A 24,442-nucleotide genomic window follows, 5' to 3' on the forward strand; every position below is an offset into this window, starting at 1 on the left:
GTCGTTGGTCAGGAAAGTCTAGAGATTGGACAATGATCAATGAAGTAAATTTGAATCCAGAGAAAAAAGAAGAAGTGCGGGCGGCATAAAATTTAACTTGATGCGACAACTAACTTGAAAAACTCCGATAACGTCCTATGAGGTGGAGGAGGTTTTAGCCGTTAGTTAGGCATTTTTTTATTATTTCAAAGTACCTTAACAGTATCTTCTATCCACCTCAATTTTCTCGAGTAAATAAATCTGTTTGGTATTAGGTAGACACTTGCTTATTAATCAAAACCCAAATTTAGTGCTTAGTTACGACTTTGAGTTACTTTTTTATCTAAGTTTTATGGATTTAGGTAATTGAAAATTTCACTCTCTTTTTAATCAAAATGGTGTGAGGGGTTTACAGCTGAGGTCAAAGGTTAAAGGAACAAGGTCAAAGATTTTTAGTTACGGTAAGTTGGGTAGAGTGTAACGAAACCCAACAAAGAAAGGCGGCTTTGCTCAATAGCAATGCGCTAAAGGCTCAACAGGTAATAAGTGAATCGTTTAATACTAAACATGGCTTGGAATTAGAGTCGTATTAAAAGAGTAGCATCCATGCCACTGCAAGTGCGATATTAATAAAAATTAAGAGCTTGGTTGCGAAGGTTGATACTTATTAACGAGAATGTGCTGCAAACTTTTAAGTGCCCGCTTTATCGCTTGCAGCATACTTCTTCCTTTTGTATTTACATTAATACTGGGTAGCCCAGGCAAAAGAATATTAATTTTGCATTGCTGCAAAGTGCCGTGGCGCTCACTCGAAAGATCATTTATTTGAATCTCTACTTTACGAATATTTAAAGCATGTTTTGCCAATTGGCTTTTTATCAACTTCAAAAGCGACATCTTTTCACTTGCGTTAATTATCTTATTTTTAACTGTAAGTTTTAGCTTCATGCAATTACACCTTTTAATAGTAACTATGTTGCAGGCATGACTGTAATCTACTAACTTAGTGGCAAAGGAAAAAGCTGATTATTTCTTACTTTAAAACAGGTATTTTCGAATGATTACCAACATTAACTACAATCACTTATATTATTTTTGGCAGGTAAGTAAGCACTGCAGTATTGCAGCGGCGAGTAAAATACTTAATTTAACGCCGCAAACGGTGAGCTCACAAATTACTAACCTAGAACAACGATTAGGAAAACCGCTATTTGTTCGCCAAGGCCGAGGCCTACAGTTAACGGAGTTTGGCCATGTAACTCAGCAGTACACCAATGATATGTTTGCCATAGCTCACGAATGGCTAGAAACTACGCAAGGCGATACCACGCAATACTCACGAACGTTAAAGGTGGGTATTTCAGATGTGTTGCCTAAATCACTGGTGTCGAAGTGGCTAGCGCCTTTAATTAATAACGACCGTATTACCAACTTACATTGTGTTGACGGCCAACAAGATGAACTGCTGGCGCAAATGGCGATTCATAAGCTCGACTTAGTGTTAGCTGATAAACCACTCGATACCACCTTGCCATTTAAGGCGTTTTGTCATGAAATAGGCAAAAGCCAAATCGCTCTTTTTGGTAACGAAACATGGCATTCGCAGTTACATAAGCAGTTTCTGCAGTCTTTAAACAACAAGCCTTTAGTGCTCCCCGCAAAAGAAAGCCCCGTCGCGCGTGCTATTTATTATTGGCTGCAAGAGCAAGATATTGAAATGACAATAGCTGGCCATGTTGACGACAGCGCATTAATGAAGTCGTTAGGTGAACAAGGGTTTGGGATATTCCCTGCGCCTATTTTGGTAAGAGCCGAAGTAGAGCGCCATTACGGCGTTAATTACATTGGTACAATTGATAATGTTTATCAGCATTATTATGCCTTTACACCCGACAGGCTCATTAAAGACAGTATTTATGATGAATTTATAAAGCATGCGCAAATGACGTAGATTTTAGTTAATCGCTTTAAGATTGACGGGCGTCGGGGTGCGGGTTACGGATCTAAAACCTTACAGTTCAAATAAATATATTAAAAATATCAACAAAGCGATAAAGAATACCGGAGTGAGCAAATAAAATATGATATTGGCTACTATTTTATTGTTATCTCTAAACTTTAATACTTTTTGGCGTGCGGCAATTAAGGCTGGGAATGTAATAAACCCTTGGATACCGATAGCTAAAGTAATAGTAAGTTGCATGATAATAATTTGCCAGTATTGCTCAGGGTCATCAATTAACGATGCTTGTTGATAGTCGCTGCCCGTCGTTCCAAGCTGATGAGCAGTTCCTGTAATTAACCCTATGATAGGTGATATCAAAAAGAACAAAGCAACACTTAAGATTGTTTTATCAACTTTATCCCTTAATTTAACTATTTTCATAGCATCCTTGCCTTAAAATTTTTTATTTCAAAATATATTCGCAAGCAAGCCTGCGAACTTTAACCTTATCGAGTAAACATATTGATTGCCATTACAATTAGCAATCCGGCAAATATTTTTTTAATGGTTGAGACCGGTAAATAATGGGTAGCTTTAGCGCCTAGTGGTGCGGTAAACCATGAGGTGCATACAATACCCAATAAAGCGGGCAAATACACAAAGCCCGCAAATCCTTCTTTTAGGCTAAATAGTTGGGTGCCTGAGCTGATATAACCCATTGAACCAAACAACGCTATCACAATGCCTGAGGCCGATGCGCAGCCTATGGCTTTTTTCATATCAACAGAAAAAAACGTCAGTAACGGCACTAATACTGCCCCGCCGCCAATACCTATCATGGCAGACAAGCCACCGGTTATGGTCGTATAAACACTGAGTAGCCCTTTGCTTGGCAACGGGCGCGCTATTGCTGAATCACTTTTACCTGAAAAAATCATTTTTAGTGCAATTAGCACCACACTTACTGCAAATACCAAACGCACTACATGCTCAGGTAACAGCGCAGCCATAAAGCCACTAATAAGCGCACCAAAGGCAACGCCTGCCATAACCCAAGGTGCAATATCCCAGGGTACATTGCCATTTTTATGATGCGCAATAGCCGACGAGGTCGAGGTAAATAAAATAGAGGCCAGCGAGGTCGCAATGGCAACCACCACTACTTGTTCAGGTGGCAAAGCATTAAAGTGCAGTAATATCATGCTGAGTATGGGTACAATAACCAGCCCGCCCCCTACTCCTAATAAGCCTGCTAAAAAACCAACACCGCTACCTAATATGGCGCAGTATATAATTAACACTATTAAATCACTCATTCCTTTTGTCTCTTCTTATGTTGTGGAAAGTTCTGCGACGGCGAGCTGCTTAATAAAGTGCTTAAGCTCACCCAAGTTTATTCGAGTATATCAACAACCGTTTATGCAAATTGGACTTTAAGTACTTATGAGCATTGAATAATACTCACGTTTTGTATGAATAAATCACAACAACCGTAAAGGCATCTAGAAATCTAGACTTCTAAATTGGGTTTTGTCTGAGTGGGAGCGTCTACTAGCCTAATTTATCCATTCAACTTTGTTAAAGAATGAATCTGGCTCATGTTTTACCTGAAATAATACCGTTTTTCTTCATGCCACATAGCGCGTATAAATTTATTAACTCTGCAAAGCACCATTACAGTTATCCCGTTAGTTTGGTTTTAACAGCAAGTAATGTGTCATTGATAAAAGCAGTAACAACTCAAATTGAAAGGATACGGCTATGAGCACTGATCTTACATTTACTATTAAAAGCACTAACTTGGATGAAAACTACCATCCATCAAATAACACACGTATTACGACCAATTTCGCTAATTTAGCAAGGGGTGAAAGCCGCCAACAAAACCTGCGTAATACCCTAAAAATGATCAACAATCGTTTTAATGCACTGGCCAGTTGGGATAACCCACAAGGGGATCGTTACGAGGTTGAGCTCAAGATCATTTCGGTTGATTTAGACATTGCAGGCAGTGGCCAGGCATTTCCGTCAATTGAGGTATTAAAAACCAATATTATTGACCGTCAAACCAACGAGCGAATTGAGGGCATGGTGGGTAATAACTTTTCATCGTATGTACGCGACTACGACTTTAGCGTGTTACTACTTGAGCATAACAAAAGCAAACCGCAATTTAGCATTCCCGATAACTTTGGTGACTTACACGGCAAGTTGTTTAAATGCTTTGTAAACTCAAATACCTATAAACAGCACTTTAAAAAGCCACCGGTTATTTGTTTAAGCGTGTCTGATAACAAAACCTATCAGCAAACCGAAAACTTACACCCCATTTTAGGCGTAGAGTATCAGCCTAATGCGTCGTCGTTAACAGAGCAATATTTTAAAAAAATGGGCTTACAAGTGCGCTACTTTATGCCACCAAACAGCGTTGCACCATTAGCGTTTTACTTTTTTGGTGACCTACTTAACGACTACAGCAACCTTGAACTAATTAGCACTATTAGCACCATGGAAACGTTTCAAAAAATTTATCGTCCAGAAATTTATAACGCCAACGCCGCCGCAGGTAGCCGTTATAAACCGAATTTAAAAAATGACGACCATTCGTTAACGCAAATTGTGTATGACCGCGCAGAACGAGGTCAATTAGCGGTTGAGCAAGGCAAATTTACTGAGCAGCACTTTATTAAGCCTTATCAGTCAGTGCTGCAGCAGTTCTCGGCAAGTATCGCTTAATCACACAACAAAATTAAAGGCAGCATTTATTATGAAAAAACTATTACTCACATCATCAGCAGGCAGCTTGCCAAAACCGTCATGGCTTGCTGAGCCCGAAACCTTATGGTCACCGTGGAAATTACAAGGCAGTGAGCTGGTAGATGGCAAACACGACGCCCTGCGTATTTCCCTACACGAGCAACAAACCGCAGGCGTAGATATAGTCAGCGACGGCGAACAAACCCGCCAACACTTTGTAACCACCTTTATTGAACATTTAAATGGCGTTGATTTTGAAAACCGTAAAACAGTTAAAATTCGCGACCGTTACGACGCCAGCGTACCCACAGTGGTTGGCCCTGTGTCTCGCACTAAATCGGTATTTGTTGAAGACGCCAAGTTTTTACGCCAGCAAACCAGCCAACCAATTAAATGGGCATTACCAGGGCCCATGACCATGATCGACACCCTGTATGACAATCATTATAAAAGCCGTGAAAAACTAGCATGGGAATTTGCTAAAATACTCAACCAAGAAGCCAAAGAGCTAGAAGCCGCAGGGGTCGACATAATTCAATTTGATGAACCCGCTTTTAACGTGTTTTTTGACGAGGTAAACGACTGGGGCATAGCCTGCCTAGAGCGAGCCATAGAAGGGTTAAAATGCGAAACTGCCGTGCATATTTGCTACGGCTACGGCATTAAAGCCAACACCGATTGGAAGAAAACCCTCGGCACCGAGTGGCGACAATACGAAGAAGTATTCCCTAAGCTGCAAAAATCGAATATTGATATTATTTCGCTCGAATGCCAAAACTCACATGTACCCATAGAGCTACTAGAACTGGTACGCGGTAAAAAAATAATGGTAGGCGCAATCGATGTAGCCACCAATACCATAGAAACCCCTGAAGAGGTGGCAAAAACCCTACGCGAAGCGCTTAAATATGTAGATGCCGACAAACTATACCCCTGCACCAACTGCGGCATGGCCCCCCTGCCGCGCGACATCGCAAACGGCAAACTCAACGCTCTTAGCAAAGGCGCAGAGCTAGTTCGTAACGAACTGTTAGCAGCGAATGTCGCTTAACTTTAATTACAGCTGCTGCAAAAAAGCCACACCTAAACATAAGTTAAAGTGTGGCTTTTTTAATCAAAATGTCATGGGGGTTTACAGTTAAATTATAAGGTTAAAGGCAAAAGGTGTTAGGTTAAAGGTTTTAAGTTAGTTGAAGGTAATCCTCCCTAAAAATAATAGATGCCAAATGTAGAATTTTCTCTTATTGTAAACACAGGAGAAAATTATGAAAAAAGCACATTTTACAGACAGTCAGATCCTTGCCATTTTAAAACAAGCAGAGGTTATGGACTTATAATAATGAACGCCCTAACATGGGCATAGGTGGGATAACACCCATACAAAAACTGGAAAAGTTAAACAACGGAAATTCTACAGATAGCCTCCATTAAAAATGGGGGGATTACCGAATATTGGTTGGGTAGAGTGCAACAAACCTAGTCAAAATAATTAAACCTAACTTAACCGCTTGGTATTATTGATTTGAAAGTACCACATTTACAGAGAACGGCAACGCCCCGCTCAGGGGCAATAACACGTGGGCTAATAAAGTTTGGAGCGAAGCGACTGATATTGTCCCAGGGAGCTTGCGACCGACTACAGCGGTTTGTTATAGCCCATTTTTTAATAGAGCTTTGATCTCTTTTGGGGTAAAAGGTTTTTCTCTTGTATGAGCAACCCTATGACATGTTGGACATAAACAAACTAAGTCTTTCAAAGTTACTATACCCTCACCTTTAATGTGAAGAGGTGTTTTATGATGACACTCGATTACGAATTTTTTTCCAACTTTTAATATGAAACCACAAGCTTGGCATGTATGTTTATCCCTTATTTTGCATTGCTCTATAATTTTTTTATTGCGAGACAACGACGCCCATTTTTTATCGATTCTATAGCCTTCAAAGGCTTCACTGTCATCAAAGTTGTAATCTGGTTTAAGCGACTTCCTCTTCCGTTTTTTATGACTAAGTGAACAATCCGGGTTTCGTGATAAATGTTCAAAATGAGCGGATTCGCCACCATGCGGGTTAACCGGCTCCTGGCATTCAATACAACCGAAAGACCAGTGATTTTGCGTGGCTTTAATCTTTAAAGCTTTCGCGACGGTGATTTTTTCACCTTCGAATAAGCATAAAATTGCAGTTGGCATTAATCAATTCCTTGTGTCCTTTGAATTGGCTTGTTAGCACTATTTAAAACGGTTCCTCAACAATCTCTTCGAGGTGCTCTTGCGTATATTCATTGTTATAAGGCTTATCACCAGCAACCTGTTTTAAGAAATTCACAATGCTTTTTTCCTCATCACTAATATCTAGAGTTTGGGCAAACTCATATGCTGACAAAGGTTTTCCCTTATCGGGATCGTGAGAATAATCATGACTATGCTCAAAATTTCTGACTGACACATAGCGCTTAACAGATGATCCATTTGATTTTGCTGCTTCCATAGCATCCCAAATCTTAGCATTTAATGTCCAAGCACTATTAGCTTTGGGATCTCCATCTTTTTTCAACCTCCGCTGTCCTTCGGTGTAAAGATACCTTTCATCAGAATCATGTATTACGTGTTGGTTTATTTTAAAATGGCTTAATACTTCTATGAAAAATGGAATGTTATTCTTTGTCCCTGTGTTTAGTACAAATAAATCACTATTTGGGTAATGCTCATATATTAATCCACGCAAAACTATTGCTTCTGTATCACCTTCAACCAAAATCACTTCATCAGAAAAAAATGTTTCACAGATGTGAGGGTTAAAACGATTAAGCATTAGAACTCGATCTTTCGTTTCCTCATCTTTTGAGAAAACATTATCGCCTGCTTGATAAATAATTGTTTCGCCATTCTCTTTCTTCACAAACCGAGCTAAAGAGGTATGCTCTCTGCTCATATCAATTAATTGAGGGTCATGAGACACACAAATTATTTGATAATCATCTTGTTCTGCTATTTGGTATAGAGTATTCCTGAACTTCCTTTTATTACTTGGATGCAAGTACAACTCTGGCTCTTCAAACAAAATAATGTGTTTTTCACCATCTTTGGTATCTTTAAACAAAGACAATATATTAATTATTGCCTGTCTAATTAACCCATGACCATGCAGATCAAATTTACGATCTATTTTAGAAACGTTTTCATCGCCACCTAATAGCTCTTCAGCGGCTTCAACAGCTTCGGCAAGTTTAATTTCTTCATCTTTCTTATCGCCGATAGTGACACTGAAATCTTTTTCAAAAGCCTTGCTTAAATCAGCTTCCTTATAAGGCGTTGATTGTATATTTAACTGAAGCTCGGGAAATGTTTCACTAAAGTAACGATTAGCTTTCTGGCTTATTTCTCCAAGATAACCTTCATTCTCAACCTTTTCTTGCAACGACTTGATAGCCGTAAGAGCACTACTATATTCAGCTTGATGATTATCTTTTAATTTTTTCAGTAACTTATTTTTTATTTCTTTTTCTAACCAATCAGTTAATGATTTGACACTCGGCATAGCCTCAATAAAAATGATATTCGGCGTAGCGTTTGTCAGAATAGGTTCTAATCCTCCAAACCCACCGGCAACAAAATCACTTTCCTCAATGCTATAAGTCATTTTAGTTGCAGCTTTATCAACTTCGCTCCACACTTTTCTAAACTTGACTAAACCATTAGCATCCACCCATTTATCCAAACCCTTTTCATTGAAATTATCAATATCACTATCTTCTTTAAGAAAAGTAGCTTCTATTACGATTCCCTTGGTTGTACCTTGTTCATAAAAATCTGTAATCAAGGCTTTTTGAGAAGGTGATGTAAAGTACTTGTAGGCATGTAAGACGCTAGATTTCCCAATATTATTTTTTCCGAAAAGAAAAACAATATTATTATCTTTGAATTCAATTACATTCCCTTCGCCATTAATGGCGCGAAAGTTATTCATTTTTAGAGATACAAGCTTCATTCATTATCCTTATGCCAGAAATTGACGAAAAATTTGAGAGAGTGCTAACGCTGTTTTAAGCGGCAAATTGCAGTTGGCTAAAATAAGTGAGGCACGAACAAAAAGCCAACTGTAATTTGTCCGACTTGAAAACCCTTGTTAGAGGCGACTCACTCCAAACATAACAACCAGAATTGTTGCAAAAATAGCCCCATGAAATAATAAAAGAGTTCTAGATAGACATGCAGCTGACATACAAGCTCTTTTACTTGTAAAATTATGCGGTTTTATCTCAAACTTTGAAATTAAACCTTGGCTAGCTTGGTTGTACATTTCTACGAACCTACGCTCCATACCAAGAAAGTATCCATCTAGTAGCCAAAACATAATAGAAGGGAAGTAAGCAACTAGAACAAATGCAGGATTTGTATCTTTAGCTGCTAGTGCAAAAATAGCAGATACTAAAGTCACCCCCCAACCTTTAATTAAAAATGAGGTTGTAGCAAGCCTCCCAATATTGGTTTGAATTAAGGTTAAATGAATTTCATTAACTTCTTGGAGATCTGCCATTTAACCAGTCCTTTATGTTACAAAAACCAGATTTAACATCGTTAACCCATATTGTTGAGCCAGCAACATCAATATAAGGATATAGCCCTAAATATTCCTGTCCTTTAAATGATTCTTCATCTGTCGTAGATATTGGTAATATTGCAATCTTTCCATTCATACCGTCAAAGTAACCACATTCCCAAGGCATCCATTTACTTGTAGATGAATTTGAGGATGTAGCAAACAATAAAGATTCGCATTGCTTCATTCTTGTTCTTAGAGTTTCGGCTGTTTCTTCATTCACGGAGTCTCGTTCTAGCTGACTATCATCGATCCAATCAATATAAACGGATAAACCATTCTCTTCTAAATAACCTTTCAGACCTAAAACAATATTTTGATCTAAGTAACTATGAGATAAAAATATATCAAACTTTTCACTACTGTAACTTTCACCACTATAACTTTCATTACTTGCTAAACTTTTAGCTTTGTATGTTCTAAGGTCTGACTCTTTCAATAATGCCATTACAACTCCTTGATGATAACTCTAAACTGGCACCGGTGACCCGAAGCCTCTAACAATTTAATAGTGCGCTCATCGCGCATATTTCTGCCGACGCCACGCTCATTTTTCTACTTTATATAGTTTTAGCAAATAACCTAAGGTATTACTATCATTAAGTTTTCTAAAAATTTAAAGTAAAGTTAAATAGAACAAGATGTGCTCTTTGCTCATTTTTAAAAATATGTGAGCAAAGAGCTGTTTGATGAATTGATTAGCTATTATATTTATCCAATCTCAATGATCGTTTTTTGTACACACCTGACTGCTCACAAGCCTACCCCGAAAAGATAGGCTAATAAACTCTACTTTTAGCTATTACTTAGTTAGATTTCTAAATTGCATTTATAAACTCAAAAATCTTCCGCCTACTCTAAAACAAAGCGAGTATTCTGTATTAGAAAGCGATACTGATTAATTACTTGAGCAAATACCATCTCGCCATGCGGTATTTTTAACCAAACCGTAACGGGGGTTTACAGTATTCAACTGAATGCAAAGCTGTTCGTTAGCAAAAGGTTACTATTGCCATTGCTTTGTGTAAAAGCATTGCGGTTAAGGATTATTTTTTGGTTTTTTAATTTATATTCAATGTGGTCGCTATATTGTTTTGAAGTGCTATTCTGATATATCAATTTGTAATTAATGCCGTTTTAATTAAGGATACTAGTCGTTGTTTTTTATTAAACCTAAGTTTATTTACAGCTCTTGTTCTATTTACAAACCTAAAATATCGTTTTCATTATTTTTTGTGCTGCTGTGTTTGCCATTTTTTGCAAATGCTCAATTTGTCATTGGCATAGTAGGAAAAACTAAAAACGATAGCTTTTATATTCAGGCGTACAAAGGGTGTACCGAGTTTGCAAAGTCAAAGCCTGACGTTACCTGTAAATATGATGGGCCTGATGATTATCAAGATATTCGAACCCAAGCTTTAATTATTAATGACATGATGAAAAGTGGGATTGATGGTTTATTAGTTTCAATATCAGATTCTGATTATTTGGTAGGAAAAGACCAAAGGGGTCAAAAAGACCAAAGGGGTCAAATCTAAAAGACCAAAGGGGTCAAAAGACCAAAGACCAAAGGGGTCAAGACCAAAGGACCAAAGGGGTCAGACCAAAGGGGTCAGACCAAAGGGGTCAGACCAAAGGGGTCAGACCAAAGGGGTCAGACCAAAGGGGTCGGTCAGACCAAAGCAGACCAAAGGGGTCAGACCAAAGCAGACCAAAGGACCAAAGGGGTCGGACCAAAGCAGACCAAAGGACCAAAGGACCAAAGGGGTCGGACCAAAGGGGTCAAATCTTGACTTCAGACATCAAATTTATTGACTGACCCGTTATCCTTATTTTGCCTATTAGATAAAGTCTAAAGCAATAAGATAAACCAGTAACCCCCTACTTCTAGCTATTACTTAATTAGATCTATTATTTATATATAGCCTTTCTGTGACCAACTTTTACCACTAATATGATCATTTCAGGGTCGTGTATCTCATAAATTATACGGTAATCAGCTACCCTTACCCTATACTCATTGAGCCTGCCTTTTAGTTTTTTAACACCAATAGGCATAGGGTTTGAAGCTTAACTCTTTAACAGCTTTTATTATTTTTTACTGATAAGGAGGAGATACTTTTTTTAATTCTTTTGTGCTTTATTTGCTATCTTTACTGTGAATGCCATTTGAAATTCCTTCTTTAAGTAAAAATTCGTCAAAATCCATGACGTTTTCATTATTAGTTATTTGTACTTTTGCATTAACAGCATCAGTAACATCCTGCATTTCTTCACTATTATTTGTATAATCAATATCGTGTTCATAATTAATAGGTATTATAAATCCTCATCCTTTAAGAAATCATCAAGAGTTTGAGCAGAATCCAACTCATTTTTACTATCAAAGTTATTTAAAAACTCTAAGTCTTCCTTATCTTCATCTTCTTCTACTTTTTTTAGAAAATAAGAATATGCTTTAGGAGTAATAACAACTTCTTTTAATTCTCCTTTTTCACCTAAGATACCTATATCTTCATATATAGGATTTTCTTCCGTTATTAATTTCACAACTTCATTAGGAAGTACATTCAATTGTATTTTTCTCATAGACAACTCCATGGTTAGAAGATTTATGCGACACGCAGTTTGTGTTGCATAATCGCTTATTGGACTGAGTCGCTTCCTGCTCGGTGTGTCAGAGTTGGTTATGCTATGGACTTTCATATAAAAGAAAGGCTTTTTAGAGGTTCTAGCTAAGTCCGCTAATTTAATAAGCTTACCTGCATTGCTCAGCGTTTATTATGTCCTTATTAAACCTAATTAATGTTTAACCGTTAAGCAAGGATGTTATTTGCTCGCACAGCAGCTATTAGCCTAAGTAATTAAGTGGGTTAAATTATTGATTTTATGAAAAAGCTAGGCGCTAACTCGTTCGGACTATTTCATTCGTCGCAATATCTGAGGTTATCACTCCGACACAAAGTGAAAAGGGTCTACAAAGGAGTCCAATCTTGACTTCAGATATCAATGTGCCGTTTTAGGAGTGTACCGAGCATGTGCTTAATTATGCCTGTTTGTTGCACTATACCCCCAAAACTTGGCAATATCTATTGAGAGTCGATATTGTTACGAGAGCACTATCATGCTGTTTGAAAGTCATAGTCGAATACACAATAAAGATACAGAGTATATACCCTATACCTTTGAGCGTTTATTCCCATCTTTTTAAGTCGTACTTACCCGCATCGTTCTCGTCTGCATATAAATTCTCTTCATATTCAAAGGTTAACGGGTCGGCATCGACAACCTTATACACTTCCCAATAAACATGCTTTGCATCTTTTGAGAAACGATCGGCTATTACTGTGAAAGTGTTTGGATCTGCACCCTCAACTACGGCATTATAATAAAAAATTTGAGAGCCTATACGGACAAACGTTTTTCCATCATCAAGAATAACCACATCTTCAGGTTTAACACCGAGCAGCTTATTATTTCTGCTATACACTTCGTTATTGTAAGCATAAAAATTATTTGTAATGTCTTTAACATCATCAGTAGGGACCAAAATCACCCGCGTTGGGCTTAAGTGAAGAGAGTTCCATTTCCACATCTTCTCAAGCTCGCTGGCATCAGATCGACTCACTTCTTCCACCGTTCTATTGTCAACAATATAACCTCTGTAATAAACATGCTTAATATCTTTGGCAACAGAATCATTTAATACTTTAAATGTAGATGGATCACTTTCTGGTATGGGTGTATTAAAGTAGTACGCTTGGTTTTTATCTTTTCTGTAGTAAGGCGTAATCACCGTAAAGCCATCGGCTACCATGCCTTCAACAATCTCACCATGTGAATAAACATGCTGTCCGTCTACGGCATACTCATCATTTATAATTTTAAAACGACTGGCTTCGTTACTAATTATTTTTCCCTGATAAATTACCTGCTCACCATGACGAAGATAACGCTCGTTCGCATTTTTAATCGCTTCTGGCATTGTTTTACGTGGAAATTTAACATCGATGTAGTAATATAAATATTCTTTATCCATGGCGTATGAGCCAAGCAAATAAGAAAACGAAGCGGCGTCTGCATCTTCTATCACTTGCCCATAACAAAAAACTTTGCCACCACTAATAAGATAGCCAGATTCATATTTACTCGTATTAATACCCGATGTTACCAACTGAATTGAGCTAGGATCTGCACCCTCAACTCGTCTTCCGTCGTAATAAACACTATTATTATCTTTAGCGTAAGACTGACTAATCACACTGAATGTATCAGGGTCAGCTCCTTCTATTGGGGAGCCTCCAATTTGGAAAAAATTGCCATCTAAAACATAAACAACTTTACCGTCTCGTAGGTAATATTGATTGCTAATTTTACTATCAAAAGCAGTCGCGTTATGTGTGCTAGGGCTATTAACATATAAGCCAATAATAAGAGCAATTAAGGCACCAACAAGGGGGATGGCTAAAAATATAATTCCAATCCATATGAGTATTTTCATTTATCTTTCCATAGCTATTAAATATATCAGCGGATAAAGTAACATATTTATAGCGCCATGTTTAACGGGCTGCTAATGATTACCATAAGATGAAGAGGGTGTTCAGAATTCTGTGCCACTGTAATAGCAGGCAAAAAAGATCATTTCGAAAGAATGAATAACCTCTAATTGCTTAGTGTGAATTTACATGAGATTACTTTATATTTTTATCATTTCTTTTTGTTATTACATCCCAGCCTATAATAAGAATAATAAGTTGAAAAAATAGTGCTGTATAAAGAAAAACCCTTCCTGCTGCATAAATATCATGATTATGCAATGATGCTAAAGCAACTAGTAATGATAAGGGGAGGTATATAACTTCCTGTTGTAATATAAATTTAAATTTATCTTTATTCGTCAATTTTAATCTCGTTATGAATTTTTAATATTTTATAGAAAAGTTAGCTGAAACTGAGTCTTATTTTATATTTAATAGCCATGACTTATGTAAACCGAATAACTTTTTTATATACATTACCCCGAAGCAAAGGGGATAATCGCCGAAATGAGTTAGCCAAGTCTAGGGCCAAATCTTGACTTCAGACATAAATGCTTTGGCTGACCAATTACCAATATTTTGCTTATCAGTAAAATCCAGACTCCCTGCTTTTTTAGCTATTACTTAGTTTGACTTGCAACTAGCATTTATTAATTCAACAACCTTCCTATCCATCAAAAACAAAGCGTGCATCTCGGAGTTAAAAGCGCTGCTGATTTGTTACTTGATCGAAAAACCAATTTACCATGCGTTATTTTTAACCAAACCGTAAAAGCGGTTTTTAGTTAAATTACAAAGTTGAAAGTGCTAGAAAAAGGCTTTAGGTTGGTTGAGTGTTATTTGGGATAATGAAACCCCAGCACTATTAGTTAAGTTTAATTGAGCCGCTTGGTATTATCGATTGAAAGGGAACTACCAAGAGGGAGTCGATGCAACATAATCTCTCGTTATATTTCATACGTTGCATCAATATCGATATTACAACCTAGTTCATAAGCCCCATTTTCATGGTACTTTTTCATAAGATGCATATCCATTACTTGTTGAATTTTCACAGGTCGAAGTTCAAGCTTTGGAGCATGTCCTCCAATGTTTGTATTCCAAGCATAAATAAGCCCCGTTTTGTTACTGCGCTTCAAACTAAACGAACTCATTCCACATTCAAGGGCTAATTCTACGAAAGGTGAATAGTCTAGTTGATATTCAGGCATATCGAGTAAGTTTTGATAACTCCCGTACCGACTCTTAGTATAGTCTCCTTTGAATGATTCATATGCTGGCTGAGACTCATCAAACAACAAAACTAGTTCATCATGGTTTGAAAAAATAAAACGATTTTCTTTCATAAGTAAATTTCACCTAGAATTCATAGAGAAATATAATGCCCCAATAATGGGCTAAAAGCAGCTGGCTGATATAAGCAACGAGAGGGTAATAATCTAGTGTTTTTACCCTCATTATATGCATTAAAGCTGATCAAAATAGTCGCCAGCTCTTTGTCTGAAAAATACATTGCAATACTTTAACTCAACTTGTAATGGATCTTTTTTTAAGACCTTAACATATGGATTCAGCTCCAATGTAACTGTAATAGTTTTGGACAGCAATAGCTCATTGTATAGGGCTCGTTTACGTTTTTCGGAGCCCGAGTGCGGCATACGAATTATGATATCCTTTTTGCAACTTGGAGCGGCGATTGGAAAGCGTTCCTTAGGAACAAATACTTCAAATTGACCACCTTTAGAAAATCCATATTCAGAGTTTACAGAATAATTGCCTGAAGTAAGTTCGTATTTCATGTGATAATAATCGGAATACTTTCCGGTATTAACTTTGATCTCTTGAGCATTAAGTTGAAATGAGATTAATAACACCAAGCTATTTAATAGGTACTTCATACTATCCTTATACACGTGGCAGTTTACAAAGCATCATTTTGGTGGTTTATAACGCAGCAAAATGGCGGTTAATATTGCCACTGGTTAAATTAGAAGCCAACTCATCACAACATAACTAAAAAGAGTTAGCCAAGCCATTATATGATTTAGGGTTACGATAATGAACAGATATTTTATGGGAAGTTTCTTATTTTTAGTTGCTGTTTTATTGGCCGTGGGGACGGAAGTTTACTTAACCCTCACATTTAGTGAGTTTATTTTAGCCGGTAAAGGTATTGGCGTTTATGGAGTATTATTAATTTTGTTGTGATGATAGTTAGTTTCTTTTTATGGCTACTGTCTTACCGTATTAGTAAAAGCCGAGCTCAAGCTGCTATATTTTGGCTTTTAGCATTAGCCCTCACTCCTGTCGTTATATTTCAGCCTACATGGTGGTCTGCTTCACTTATTAATTAGCTCTCAAATTTAGCTCGTAATACATAGGTTGTTTAGAGAAGTGCAATATCACACTCTCAACTGCGGTATTTTCAACCAAACCGTAATGGGGGTTTACAAAATTACAGTGTAATTATTGCAGGCTCTTTATATAAAAGCATACCACCTCTAAAATTCTAAACAGCTTGTATATTTTTTATGCCACAATCAGCATAGTTAAACTCACTTTAAGTTAGCCGCTCGCTTAGTCACTTTGTTAAGCCAAGCTTGTCTGTTGTCACTTTTAGAGTTAATAACCGGAGCAAAGTATGTTGAACACGTATTTTTAATTCCAGAGAAGTTTAAAATACAGTGCTTTAACTGTTTATGTATGGTATTACCTTGGATATATTTATACCAAAATACAGGAGTATCAAGGGTAAAAATGAGTTCAGAAGTGCGCCCTTTTAATAGCTTTTCAGGAATTGATTTACCCTTTACATATTTAAATGCAAACCCAGGTAAGAACGTTCTATCAATAACACCTTTGAATTTTGCTGGCATTGCTCCCCACCAAACAGGGCTTACAATAACTAGATGATCTGCCCATCGGATTTTATTTTGCAAGTCGACTAAATCAGCTTCTAAGTTAGTGACTCGATCATACCCTTCGTCTAAACTTATTTTGAAATTTAGCTCACTTATATTGATTTTCTCAACGTTATGTTTATTTTTAGCTGCTAATGCGTATTGTTCTGCTAAAGACCTACACAAACTTGTCGACTTAGGGTTTGCATTGATAATTAAAATTTTTTTCATAAACTTATATATCCTTGTTGAGTAGGATATGCAGTTTAAACTCTTACCTAAAGGTTAGAGTCAAGCTCCTGAATACAAATATCAATCGAAATTTTGTATTCTTTAATACGCTGCTTTTGTAATTCCAATTCTTTGATTTTTTCTTCAACCTGCCATTGTTTTTCAATCAAGTAGCTACTCACTAATTTCCAATCAAAATCTTCCTGACTACCTCTTAAAGTAACCATATCGGCAAGTGTAATACCTAGAACTTGGGCTTCTTTAATCATTTTGATTTGGCTTATATTATCTTGGTTATAAATACGGTATTTTCCTGTTCTAGAGACTTTCATTAACCCAAGCTCTTCATATAACCTAATTGCTCTTTGAGTTGCACCAGATAGTTTAGATGCCTGATTAATAAACATTACATTTCCTTATTTTGCAGATGAGATTATGTGACACAGGTATAAAATAGGCAGCCAACTTACTCCACGATTGAGATAGACAATTACACTTTTAAAAGCTAAATAGCCAGCATCAAAATAACTATACCGTAGCTATAGGTTGTAAAACTGACTAAATAAATAAAACTTACACAGAGGCAATATTACTTTATGGATGAAAATTCAACGATTTAAAAACACCATATAGTGTGCTAACTTCAAGAATCAATTGAATAAATGGACTAATTAGTATGAAGTGCAGGAATGTTTATCAGCTTATTGCGGCTTTTATTTTTGCGTCATTGTTTGCAGCTCCCGTTGTTGCTGTGCAAGTAACAAATACGAGTAATGGCTATGAGCAACATACCCAAGTATTAGCCTCTAAAGCACTTGCACAAGAGCGAACTGTAACGATTCAACTCCCTAAAAGTTACCATAAAAATCCTGATAAAAAATACCCCGTAATTTATCGACTCGATGGTAAAGAAAACCTTGCTTATATGACGCCAGTTTTAGCGCATTTACATACCGCTTTTACTAAGGCCGCGCCTGAAGTGATTATTGTGGCAATTGAAAATACGGATAGGTTAAGAGACTTGTACCCAACTAAAAATGAGGAACCAGCAGGCCCCGTTGGTTTGGGCGGCGGCGCGGCAAGGTTTCTTGAATTTATTGAAACTGAGCTTATTCCATTGGTTAATGAGAAGTACCGTACTCATGATTTTAAAGTAATTTCAGGTGCGTCTGCTGCTGGCGTATTTGTACTTTATGCCCTTCAAACGAACCCAGATTTATTTCAAGCTCACATAGCTTATAGCCCAGCAGTGTGGTGGAATTACGGCGCTACGGCAAAAAGCACCAAAGCATTTTTTGCTAATAGCAAAACATTGCCTAATTATTTGTATATGAATATAGGTCAAGAGAGCGGCATAATGCGAGAACGCTACGACGATATGAATATGTTTTTAAAGGCGAATACTCCAAAGGCGCTTACTTTTATTAGTGAATCGTTTGATAACGTGCCTCATGGCCTTACATTTGCAGCGGGAGCATTTGATGCCTATCAAAAGCTGTTTTTACCGCTACAAATGCCAGTTAGTGCATACACAGGCGAAACTCATTCAATTGCTACATATTATCAGCGTTTATCTGCTCAACATGGTGAGAAAATTGCCCCTCAGGAATCAATGATCAGAGAGCTCGGCTATCATTTTGTAAATATAGGTGAATTAGATCAAGCCATAAAGATTTTTAAGTATGGGATCTCTCTTTATCCAAATACAGCAGATGCTTACAATGGCTTAGCATATGGTTATGAAAGTAGCGGAATGTACCAAGAGTCTCTTGAGCAAGTAAAAAAAGCATTAGCTCTTGTTGATAAAAATTACCTTGGTTACGATGTTTACCTAGCTCGTAAAAACAGACTTATTGCGCTGTTACAACAATAAATGGTTGCTAATGGTATACCAGTATAGTTTATAAATGTTCGCTTTTTGATGACGTGAGCATTTATAAATATGATTAACTCACCTTATTTGAGCGTTTGTTCAAAATAAGTTAAGCTGCGGGTATATAAGCTAAATCTAACTTAATTTATTGCGGAGCAAACATGGCAACTACACTGGCATTTGACGTATACGGTACGCTAATAAATACTCATGGCGTACTTACGTTACTCGACGACATGATAGGCAACAACGCCCAAGTATTTTCAAATACGTGGCGCGAAAAGCAATTAGAGTATTCATTTAGACGTGGCTTAATGCAAAATTATATTCCCTTTTCGCTATGTACAAAACACGCCCTCGATTATGCCTGCCTAGCGCATAAAACTGAGCTGAGTGAGGAACAAAAAGTACAGCTACTAGAGCGTTATAAAACCCTCCCCGCATTCGACGATGTAAAAGCGGGCCTTGAGAGCTTAAAAGCACAAGGCTATCGCTTATTTGCGTTTTCTAATGGTGCTGCCAGTGCGGTTCATACTTTGTTAGAAACAGCCGATATTAGTGATCTTTTTGAAGGCGTTATCAGCGCCGATGATATTAAAACCTTTAAACCAAACCCTGGTGTGTATAGCCATTTTTTACGTGAAGCAAATTCAACGGGTGCTAATACTTGGCTTATATCAAGCAACCCGTTTGATGTAACTGGCGCAATATCGCATGGTATGCGCGCCGCGTGGATTAAGCGCTCTGACGGGGCTATTTTTGATCCATGGGAAATACAACCGACCACTATTGCAACCGACTTACTCGACTTAAAAGAAAAGCTAAAAAGCGTTAACTAACGGTAATTAGCATAAATATTTGAACTAATTTAACTCGTAAAATAAGCCCTCTGATTTAATAGATAAATAAGATTCTAGGGCGTGTTGACCTTTGTGGATTGAAATTTGTTCAATCTAGGGACGATTTAATCGCGGCGCGAGGTTTGTAACCTAGTGGGCTAAGTAAAAATCGAGCAACAAAGAGTTAATCGTCTCTAGAAAGAACCCAAAGGGCAGCGCATGTTTGGCATTTATGCTGCGTTATCGCCTATTTATGGGGAATAACCACACGACACAGGCTCTGCCTTGCCTAAATACCAAACAGTCTGCTGCAAAATAAATCACGAAAGGTCAACTCGCCCTAGTAATAACCTTTACACTTATTGTGCACGCACGATAGGTGTAAAGGGGGTTTACATACTAAACCTTCAGCAACCCCAAATAACCTCGTATATTTAATCCTAGAAAGCTATCAATGCCATTAAAATTTAAGTTTTAGTGGTTTTTTGACAGGATTCAGACTGTTTTTTATTTTAAATAAGAGCATCAAATCATTTAAAAATAATTTTTATTTTATTTAGTTATATTTTTCATCCTCTTTATTTTTTACAAGTCACTGTTAAAAATAGATTTTATTGAAAGAGTTTAATATTTTTTAGAATATAAAAATACAGTAACTCATCCATTTTAACTATTGCAAATGAAAATCGTTACCATTAAGATCGCCGCACCCAAAATGAGTACCTTTAAGGAGCGAACGTGTCCCAGTCACAAAGCTTGCAACTAAATGCAGTCGAGAACCAACCCCTTTTTGAGCAAAACGAATTACCCCCTCAGTTTAATTTAGAGCAGTTTATTAATTACCAAATAGCATCACTACAAGGGTTATCTGCAGTGCAGCAGGCTATGGCCAAAGCACAAAAGCCGTTTTCTGGAGTGTCGGTAAGTACATTGGCTAAAACACTTAACGATGTTGATTTGTCAAAACCACTTGCCGATTTTCCGGCAGTGCTTGACGAGCTAAAAAGTGTTTATTTAGATCATGCTGTGTACTTTCACCACCCTCGCTATATGGCACATTTAAATTGCCCTGTTACTTATCCTGCAGTTGTGGCTGAGCATATTATTGCTGCTATTAATACCTCGGTAGATACGTGGGATCAAAGTGCAGGGGCAACGCTGATAGAGCAAAAGCTAATAGATTGGACTTGTCAAAAAGCAGATTTTCCTAGTACCGCTGATGGTGTATTTACCAGTGGTGGCACACAATCGAATTTAATGGCAATGCTTGTTGCACGTGAGGTAGCCGTTGAACGCTATGCGCCAGGGCATGAAGTAAAGCTGCAAGGGTTACCAGCAATTGCATCTCGCTTTCGTATTTATTGCTCTGAGGTGGCGCACTTTAGTATTCAAAAAGCCGCTGCGTTATTAGGGCTCGGTTACGACGCGGTTGTACCCGTTGCAACCAACAGTAAAATGCAAATGGATTTAGATGCACTTAAAACAGCGGTTTCAACTAGCAAGGCGCAAGGTGAATTACCTATTGCAGTGGTGATCACCGCTGGTACTACTGATTTTGGCTCTATAGATCCCATAAACGACATTGCACTTTTGGCTAAGCAAGAGCAGCTATGGTGTCATGTAGATGGAGCGTATGGTGGCGGATTATTAGTTAGCGAAAACCACCGAAATGCTTTAAATGGCATTGAAAAGGTCGATTCAATCACAATCGATTATCATAAATCATTTATGCAGCCAGTTAGTTGCAGTGCATTTTTATTAAGCAATAAGCGCTACTTTAGCCATATTACATTATATGCCGATTACTTAAACCCGTTGGCTGAGGCTGGTAACGGCGTGCCTAATTTGGTTGATAAAAGCTTACAAACCACCCGCCGATTTGACGCATTAAAATTATGGCTTACGCTACGAACAATAGGCGAAGCGCCTCTTGGGTATGCGTTTGATAAAGTTATCGGGCTTGCGCGCCAAACGCATATTGTATTGAACGATCATCCCGATTTTGAAGTTATTAATTATCCTGAACTTAGCGCCTTGGTATTTCGCTTTGCCCCCGCTGATTTACAAACTGACCCAGACTTACTCGATGCGTTAAATTTACACGTACGCAGCACTTTTTTAAAAACCGGCGAAGCCATGATTGCTCGCACTAAAGTTGGCGGGCGTCACTACCTTAAATTTACGTTACTTAACGCTTTATGCCAGCTTAGTGATATACGTGCCGTTATTGATCAAATAAGTGATATTGCTTGGCAGGCTTATAAACAGGAGCAAGTGTAATGAATACTGAACCTTACGATTTTATTGCTATTGGCTTGGGTCCATTTAACTTATCGCTAGCTTGTTTAAGCGAACCTCTGGGTGAAGTTAAGAGTTTGTTTTTAGAACAACGCAGTCTATTTGATTGGCACCCAGGTATGATGCTTGAAGGGGTTACATTGCAAACGCCATTTATGTCGGATTTGGTGACGCTTGCCGATCCAACGAGCAAATATAGCTTTTTAAATTACGCTAAACTTAATAATCGCCTTTACCCGTTTTATATTCGTGAGAGCTTTTTTTTATTAAGACGTGAGTACAATTTATATTGCCAATGGGTGTGTTCTCAACTTTCAAATGTGGCTTTTGAACAAACGGTTACACAAGTACAATTTTGTGAGCAAAGTAAATGTTATACGGTAACTTGCAACACACTAAATGGCGTGCAAAGTTATGTTACTCGTCACTTGGTGCTAGGAACTGGCCCTGCGCCATATATTCCAGAGTGCGCAACGGCAAGTAACTCGGCTAATGTAATGCACAGTAGTGATTTTTGTCATCGCCTTGACGAATTAAAGCAAGCAAAGCGCGTAACAGTTGTGGGTGCAGGGCAAAGTGCCGCTGAAATTTATCAAACATTATTACAGCAAGCTGTACCCAATGGATTGCAGCTAGATTGGATTGCGCGTTCACCGCGTTACTTTCCGCTTGAATACACTAAACTGACGCTGGAAATGACCTCTCCTGAGTATGTAGATTATTTTTATAATTTAAAAACCGAGCAACGTGATTGGCTCAATCAAAGCCAAAAAAATCTGTTTAAGGGCATTAACGGCGATTTAATTAACAACATTTTTGACACGCTCTACGAGCAAAGCCTAGATGGCCCAATTACAACCACCTTTAAAACTAACAGCAAGCTCAGCGGCGTGAAAAAAATAGGTGAGCGATTACTTACAGATTTTTATCATCATGAGCTTGATCAACACTTTGAAATAGAAACCGATTATTTACTTTGTGCTACTGGGTTTAAATATTCTCGACCTGCGTTTTTAAATGGTATTTCTGAGCAGCTACCAAAAGATGCGCACGGGCGCTACATTGTGAGTCGTGAGTATGCGGTTGATAAAGCGCAAAAGCAGATTTTTGTACAAAACGCAGAGCAACATACGCATGGTTTTGTAACGCCAGACTTAGGCATGGCGTGTTATCGAAACAGCATTATTTTACGTGAGATTTTGGGTTATGCGCCATACCAAGTAGAACAAAAAATTGCGTTTCAGTGCTTTGATTTAAGTGATGTTGATACTATTGAACAGCAAAAGAGTAATGCCGCATGAGTTTACGCATTGCCCTTATTTTGCTGACGCTTATTTCGGTTGTATGCGATACCTTGCTACTGCCGTTTTACCCGCAATTTTTTGCCAGCGAATTTGCTATACAAGACCCTTCCCTGATTGGTTTATTTGTAGCTAACTGCTGCGTAACAGTCATGCTTGCTTTACCTCTTTGGGCTAAAGTAGCTAAAAAATACCATGAGCTGGCCTTATGGCTAGTAACACAAGTTATTGCTGCCCTGCTTGGCGTGCTTTGCTATTTTGCAAACACGGCTTGGGAGTTTTGGCTTTACTACCAGTTAATGCTTGTTTTTAAAGCCAGTTATTTACTCATTTACCCTTTTGCACTGCGACTAGCGCAGCAGCGTCAGCATTTATCGATTATAGGTTTGTTTTCGGTTCTTATGCACTTTGGCGCTATTGGTGGCGCGTTAATTGGCGGCTATTTTTTAGGGTTAGGTGAGCCACGTTATGCGTTATTGCTAAGTGGTGCAGGCGATTTAATACAAGTACTTTTATGTGCCTATTTAATGGTTTCGTTAAAAATAGGTATACACCAACAGGCAATCGAATCTGAAAAACCGCGTACACGTACTCCTTACTTTATTTGGCAGTTTTGCTTTTTAAGTGTGGTGGTTTACTTTAGCGCATTTTTAATTCGGCCATTTTTTACAACCCATTGGCAAACATTAAGCGTGCAAAGTAGCCCATTTGAAAGCGCACTTGTTTATGCCATTCCTGCTTTTGCTGCGCTTTCTATGCTTATTTTTAATCACTTTAGACACCGTTTGCTATGGCCGACAATGAGCCGCAATTCTACGCTGTTGTGTGCAATGGCATTTGCAGCGCTTGGGCTTTACTTTCAGGCTCAGCAACAAGTGATGTTAGTTATTTTGGCTCGGGTTTTATATGGCATTGCGTTATTTCAAGTCATGGTGCTTTTAGAAGTAATGCTGTTTGCAAAAAGTGAGCCCGCGCATTATGGCAGTGACTTTTCTAAAGTACACATAGCGCAAAATGTTGGGGTTATTTTTGCCTCATTACTTGTGGGTGTAAGCGTAGAGCAGTTTTCTAGCACAGTGCCCTTTTACCTTGCAGCCATTGGCTTTACTGGGCTTGCATTACTTTTATTGTGGCGAGTTAAGTTTGCAGGTCGCACTGCACGTATTGCGTCTTAAT

At 37.9% G+C, this 24,442-nt stretch carries 25 protein-coding genes; 10 read left to right on the forward strand and 15 right to left on the reverse strand.

Annotated features, from left to right (window positions below):
• Positions 1 to 615: 615 nt before the first annotated feature.
• The gene (locus ACJJVZ_RS00045) at positions 616 to 927 is read right to left on the reverse strand and encodes a hypothetical protein (RefSeq protein ID WP_008110823.1); all 312 of its coding nucleotides are present in this window, start codon (positions 925 to 927) and stop codon (positions 616 to 618) included.
• A gap of 109 nt (positions 928 to 1,036) precedes the next feature.
• Between ACJJVZ_RS00045 and nhaR the strand changes: the two genes are divergently transcribed.
• Positions 1,037 to 1,930 carry a transcriptional activator NhaR gene (gene nhaR, locus ACJJVZ_RS00050; RefSeq protein ID WP_405596956.1) on the forward strand — a complete coding sequence of 298 codons (894 nt, stop codon included), beginning with the start codon at positions 1,037 to 1,039 and terminating at the stop codon, positions 1,928 to 1,930.
• A gap of 60 nt (positions 1,931 to 1,990) precedes the next feature.
• Here the strand turns inward: nhaR and ACJJVZ_RS00055 are convergent, their stop codons facing one another.
• Positions 1,991 to 2,365, reverse strand: a complete 375-nt coding sequence (locus tag ACJJVZ_RS00055) for a hypothetical protein (RefSeq protein WP_109875006.1) — start codon at positions 2,363 to 2,365, stop codon at positions 1,991 to 1,993.
• A gap of 65 nt (positions 2,366 to 2,430) precedes the next feature.
• Positions 2,431 to 3,240 (reverse strand): sulfite exporter TauE/SafE family protein, encoded by an 810-nt coding sequence (locus tag ACJJVZ_RS00060; RefSeq protein ID WP_405596954.1) that lies wholly within the window; start codon positions 3,238 to 3,240, stop codon positions 2,431 to 2,433.
• Positions 3,241 to 3,685: 445 nt separating this feature from the next.
• Between ACJJVZ_RS00060 and ACJJVZ_RS00065 the strand changes: the two genes are divergently transcribed.
• Positions 3,686 to 4,660, forward strand: a complete 975-nt coding sequence (locus ACJJVZ_RS00065) for a DUF1852 domain-containing protein (protein WP_405596952.1) — start codon at positions 3,686 to 3,688, stop codon at positions 4,658 to 4,660.
• A gap of 31 nt (positions 4,661 to 4,691) precedes the next feature.
• Positions 4,692 to 5,732: a methionine synthase gene (locus ACJJVZ_RS00070; protein WP_405596950.1), complete on the forward strand. Its 1,041-nt coding sequence runs from the start codon at positions 4,692 to 4,694 to the stop codon at positions 5,730 to 5,732.
• Positions 5,733 to 6,330: 598 nt separating this feature from the next.
• Here ACJJVZ_RS00070 and ACJJVZ_RS00075 read toward each other — a convergent pair.
• The 4 genes from ACJJVZ_RS00075 to ACJJVZ_RS00090 all read right to left on the reverse strand — a co-directional run bounded on the left by ACJJVZ_RS00075 (position 6,331) and on the right by ACJJVZ_RS00090 (position 9,731).
• Complete coding sequence (locus tag ACJJVZ_RS00075; RefSeq protein WP_090495011.1) at positions 6,331 to 6,873, reverse strand: HNH endonuclease; 543 nt, start codon at positions 6,871 to 6,873, stop codon at positions 6,331 to 6,333.
• 43 nt (positions 6,874 to 6,916) lie between these two features.
• The gene (locus tag ACJJVZ_RS00080; protein WP_405597042.1) at positions 6,917 to 8,671 is read right to left on the reverse strand and encodes an ATP-dependent nuclease; all 1,755 of its coding nucleotides are present in this window, start codon (positions 8,669 to 8,671) and stop codon (positions 6,917 to 6,919) included.
• 138 nt (positions 8,672 to 8,809) lie between these two features.
• Positions 8,810 to 9,220, reverse strand: a complete 411-nt coding sequence (locus tag ACJJVZ_RS00085; protein WP_405597044.1) for a hypothetical protein — start codon at positions 9,218 to 9,220, stop codon at positions 8,810 to 8,812.
• Complete coding sequence (locus tag ACJJVZ_RS00090) at positions 9,198 to 9,731, reverse strand: toll/interleukin-1 receptor domain-containing protein (protein WP_405597046.1); 534 nt, start codon at positions 9,729 to 9,731, stop codon at positions 9,198 to 9,200. The genes ACJJVZ_RS00085 and ACJJVZ_RS00090 overlap by 23 nt, the downstream gene beginning before the upstream one ends.
• A 709-nt stretch (positions 9,732 to 10,440) precedes the next feature.
• Between ACJJVZ_RS00090 and ACJJVZ_RS00095 the strand changes: the two genes are divergently transcribed.
• Complete coding sequence (locus tag ACJJVZ_RS00095) at positions 10,441 to 10,821, forward strand: substrate-binding domain-containing protein (protein ID WP_405597048.1); 381 nt, start codon at positions 10,441 to 10,443, stop codon at positions 10,819 to 10,821.
• Positions 10,822 to 11,194: 373 nt separating this feature from the next.
• On the opposite strand, the gene ACJJVZ_RS00100 is transcribed toward ACJJVZ_RS00095, so the two are convergent.
• The 6 genes from ACJJVZ_RS00100 to ACJJVZ_RS00125 all read right to left on the reverse strand — a co-directional run bounded on the left by ACJJVZ_RS00100 (position 11,195) and on the right by ACJJVZ_RS00125 (position 15,722).
• A complete protein-coding gene (locus ACJJVZ_RS00100; protein WP_405597050.1) occupies positions 11,195 to 11,341 on the reverse strand; it encodes a type II toxin-antitoxin system RelE/ParE family toxin in 147 nt (48 codons plus the stop codon).
• An 82-nt stretch (positions 11,342 to 11,423) separates the two neighbouring features.
• Positions 11,424 to 11,552, reverse strand: a complete 129-nt coding sequence (locus tag ACJJVZ_RS00105; protein WP_405597052.1) for a hypothetical protein — start codon at positions 11,550 to 11,552, stop codon at positions 11,424 to 11,426.
• A gap of 50 nt (positions 11,553 to 11,602) precedes the next feature.
• On the reverse strand, positions 11,603 to 11,872 hold the full coding sequence (locus tag ACJJVZ_RS00110; RefSeq protein WP_405597055.1) for a hypothetical protein: 270 nt from the start codon (positions 11,870 to 11,872) through the stop codon (positions 11,603 to 11,605).
• A 604-nt stretch (positions 11,873 to 12,476) separates the two neighbouring features.
• Complete coding sequence (locus ACJJVZ_RS00115) at positions 12,477 to 13,784, reverse strand: DKNYY domain-containing protein (RefSeq protein WP_405597057.1); 1,308 nt, start codon at positions 13,782 to 13,784, stop codon at positions 12,477 to 12,479.
• A gap of 987 nt (positions 13,785 to 14,771) precedes the next feature.
• Positions 14,772 to 15,170, reverse strand: a complete 399-nt coding sequence (locus tag ACJJVZ_RS00120) for a hypothetical protein (protein ID WP_405597060.1) — start codon at positions 15,168 to 15,170, stop codon at positions 14,772 to 14,774.
• Positions 15,171 to 15,290: 120 nt separating this feature from the next.
• Positions 15,291 to 15,722 (reverse strand): hypothetical protein, encoded by a 432-nt coding sequence (locus ACJJVZ_RS00125; protein WP_290171494.1) that lies wholly within the window; start codon positions 15,720 to 15,722, stop codon positions 15,291 to 15,293.
• Positions 15,723 to 15,882: 160 nt separating this feature from the next.
• Between ACJJVZ_RS00125 and ACJJVZ_RS00130 the strand changes: the two genes are divergently transcribed.
• Positions 15,883 to 16,032: a hypothetical protein gene (locus ACJJVZ_RS00130; protein ID WP_405597063.1), complete on the forward strand. Its 150-nt coding sequence runs from the start codon at positions 15,883 to 15,885 to the stop codon at positions 16,030 to 16,032.
• Between the two features lie 347 nt (positions 16,033 to 16,379).
• Here ACJJVZ_RS00130 and ACJJVZ_RS00135 read toward each other — a convergent pair whose 3' ends face one another.
• Both ACJJVZ_RS00135 and ACJJVZ_RS00140 read right to left on the reverse strand, forming a co-directional pair.
• Entirely contained in the window at positions 16,380 to 16,955 is a 576-nt protein-coding gene (locus ACJJVZ_RS00135; RefSeq protein WP_405597065.1) for an NAD(P)H-dependent oxidoreductase, read from the reverse strand.
• A gap of 47 nt (positions 16,956 to 17,002) precedes the next feature.
• Positions 17,003 to 17,362, reverse strand: a complete 360-nt coding sequence (locus tag ACJJVZ_RS00140) for a MerR family transcriptional regulator (RefSeq protein WP_405597067.1) — start codon at positions 17,360 to 17,362, stop codon at positions 17,003 to 17,005.
• 269 nt (positions 17,363 to 17,631) lie between these two features.
• On the opposite strand from ACJJVZ_RS00140, the gene ACJJVZ_RS00145 reads away from it, so the two are divergent.
• The 5 genes from ACJJVZ_RS00145 (at position 17,632) to ACJJVZ_RS00165 (ending at position 24,441) form a co-directional block, all read left to right on the forward strand.
• Complete coding sequence (locus ACJJVZ_RS00145; protein WP_405597070.1) at positions 17,632 to 18,828, forward strand: alpha/beta hydrolase-fold protein; 1,197 nt, start codon at positions 17,632 to 17,634, stop codon at positions 18,826 to 18,828.
• A 161-nt stretch (positions 18,829 to 18,989) separates the two neighbouring features.
• The gene (locus ACJJVZ_RS00150) at positions 18,990 to 19,667 is read left to right on the forward strand and encodes a haloacid dehalogenase type II (protein WP_405597072.1); all 678 of its coding nucleotides are present in this window, start codon (positions 18,990 to 18,992) and stop codon (positions 19,665 to 19,667) included.
• A gap of 738 nt (positions 19,668 to 20,405) precedes the next feature.
• A complete protein-coding gene (locus ACJJVZ_RS00155; RefSeq protein WP_138584643.1) occupies positions 20,406 to 21,947 on the forward strand; it encodes an aspartate aminotransferase family protein in 1,542 nt (513 codons plus the stop codon).
• Positions 21,947 to 23,266, forward strand: a complete 1,320-nt coding sequence (locus ACJJVZ_RS00160) for a lysine N(6)-hydroxylase/L-ornithine N(5)-oxygenase family protein (RefSeq protein WP_405597074.1) — start codon at positions 21,947 to 21,949, stop codon at positions 23,264 to 23,266. Before ACJJVZ_RS00155 ends, ACJJVZ_RS00160 begins: the two co-directional genes overlap by 1 nt.
• Entirely contained in the window at positions 23,263 to 24,441 is a 1,179-nt protein-coding gene (locus ACJJVZ_RS00165) for an MFS transporter (protein ID WP_138584645.1), read from the forward strand. The genes ACJJVZ_RS00160 and ACJJVZ_RS00165 overlap by 4 nt, the downstream gene beginning before the upstream one ends.
• Position 24,442: the final 1 nt, after the last annotated feature.

It is taken from the genome of Pseudoalteromonas sp. Ld19, from assembly GCF_045064135.1.
Taxonomy (GTDB): domain Bacteria; phylum Pseudomonadota; class Gammaproteobacteria; order Enterobacterales; family Alteromonadaceae; genus Pseudoalteromonas; species Pseudoalteromonas aliena.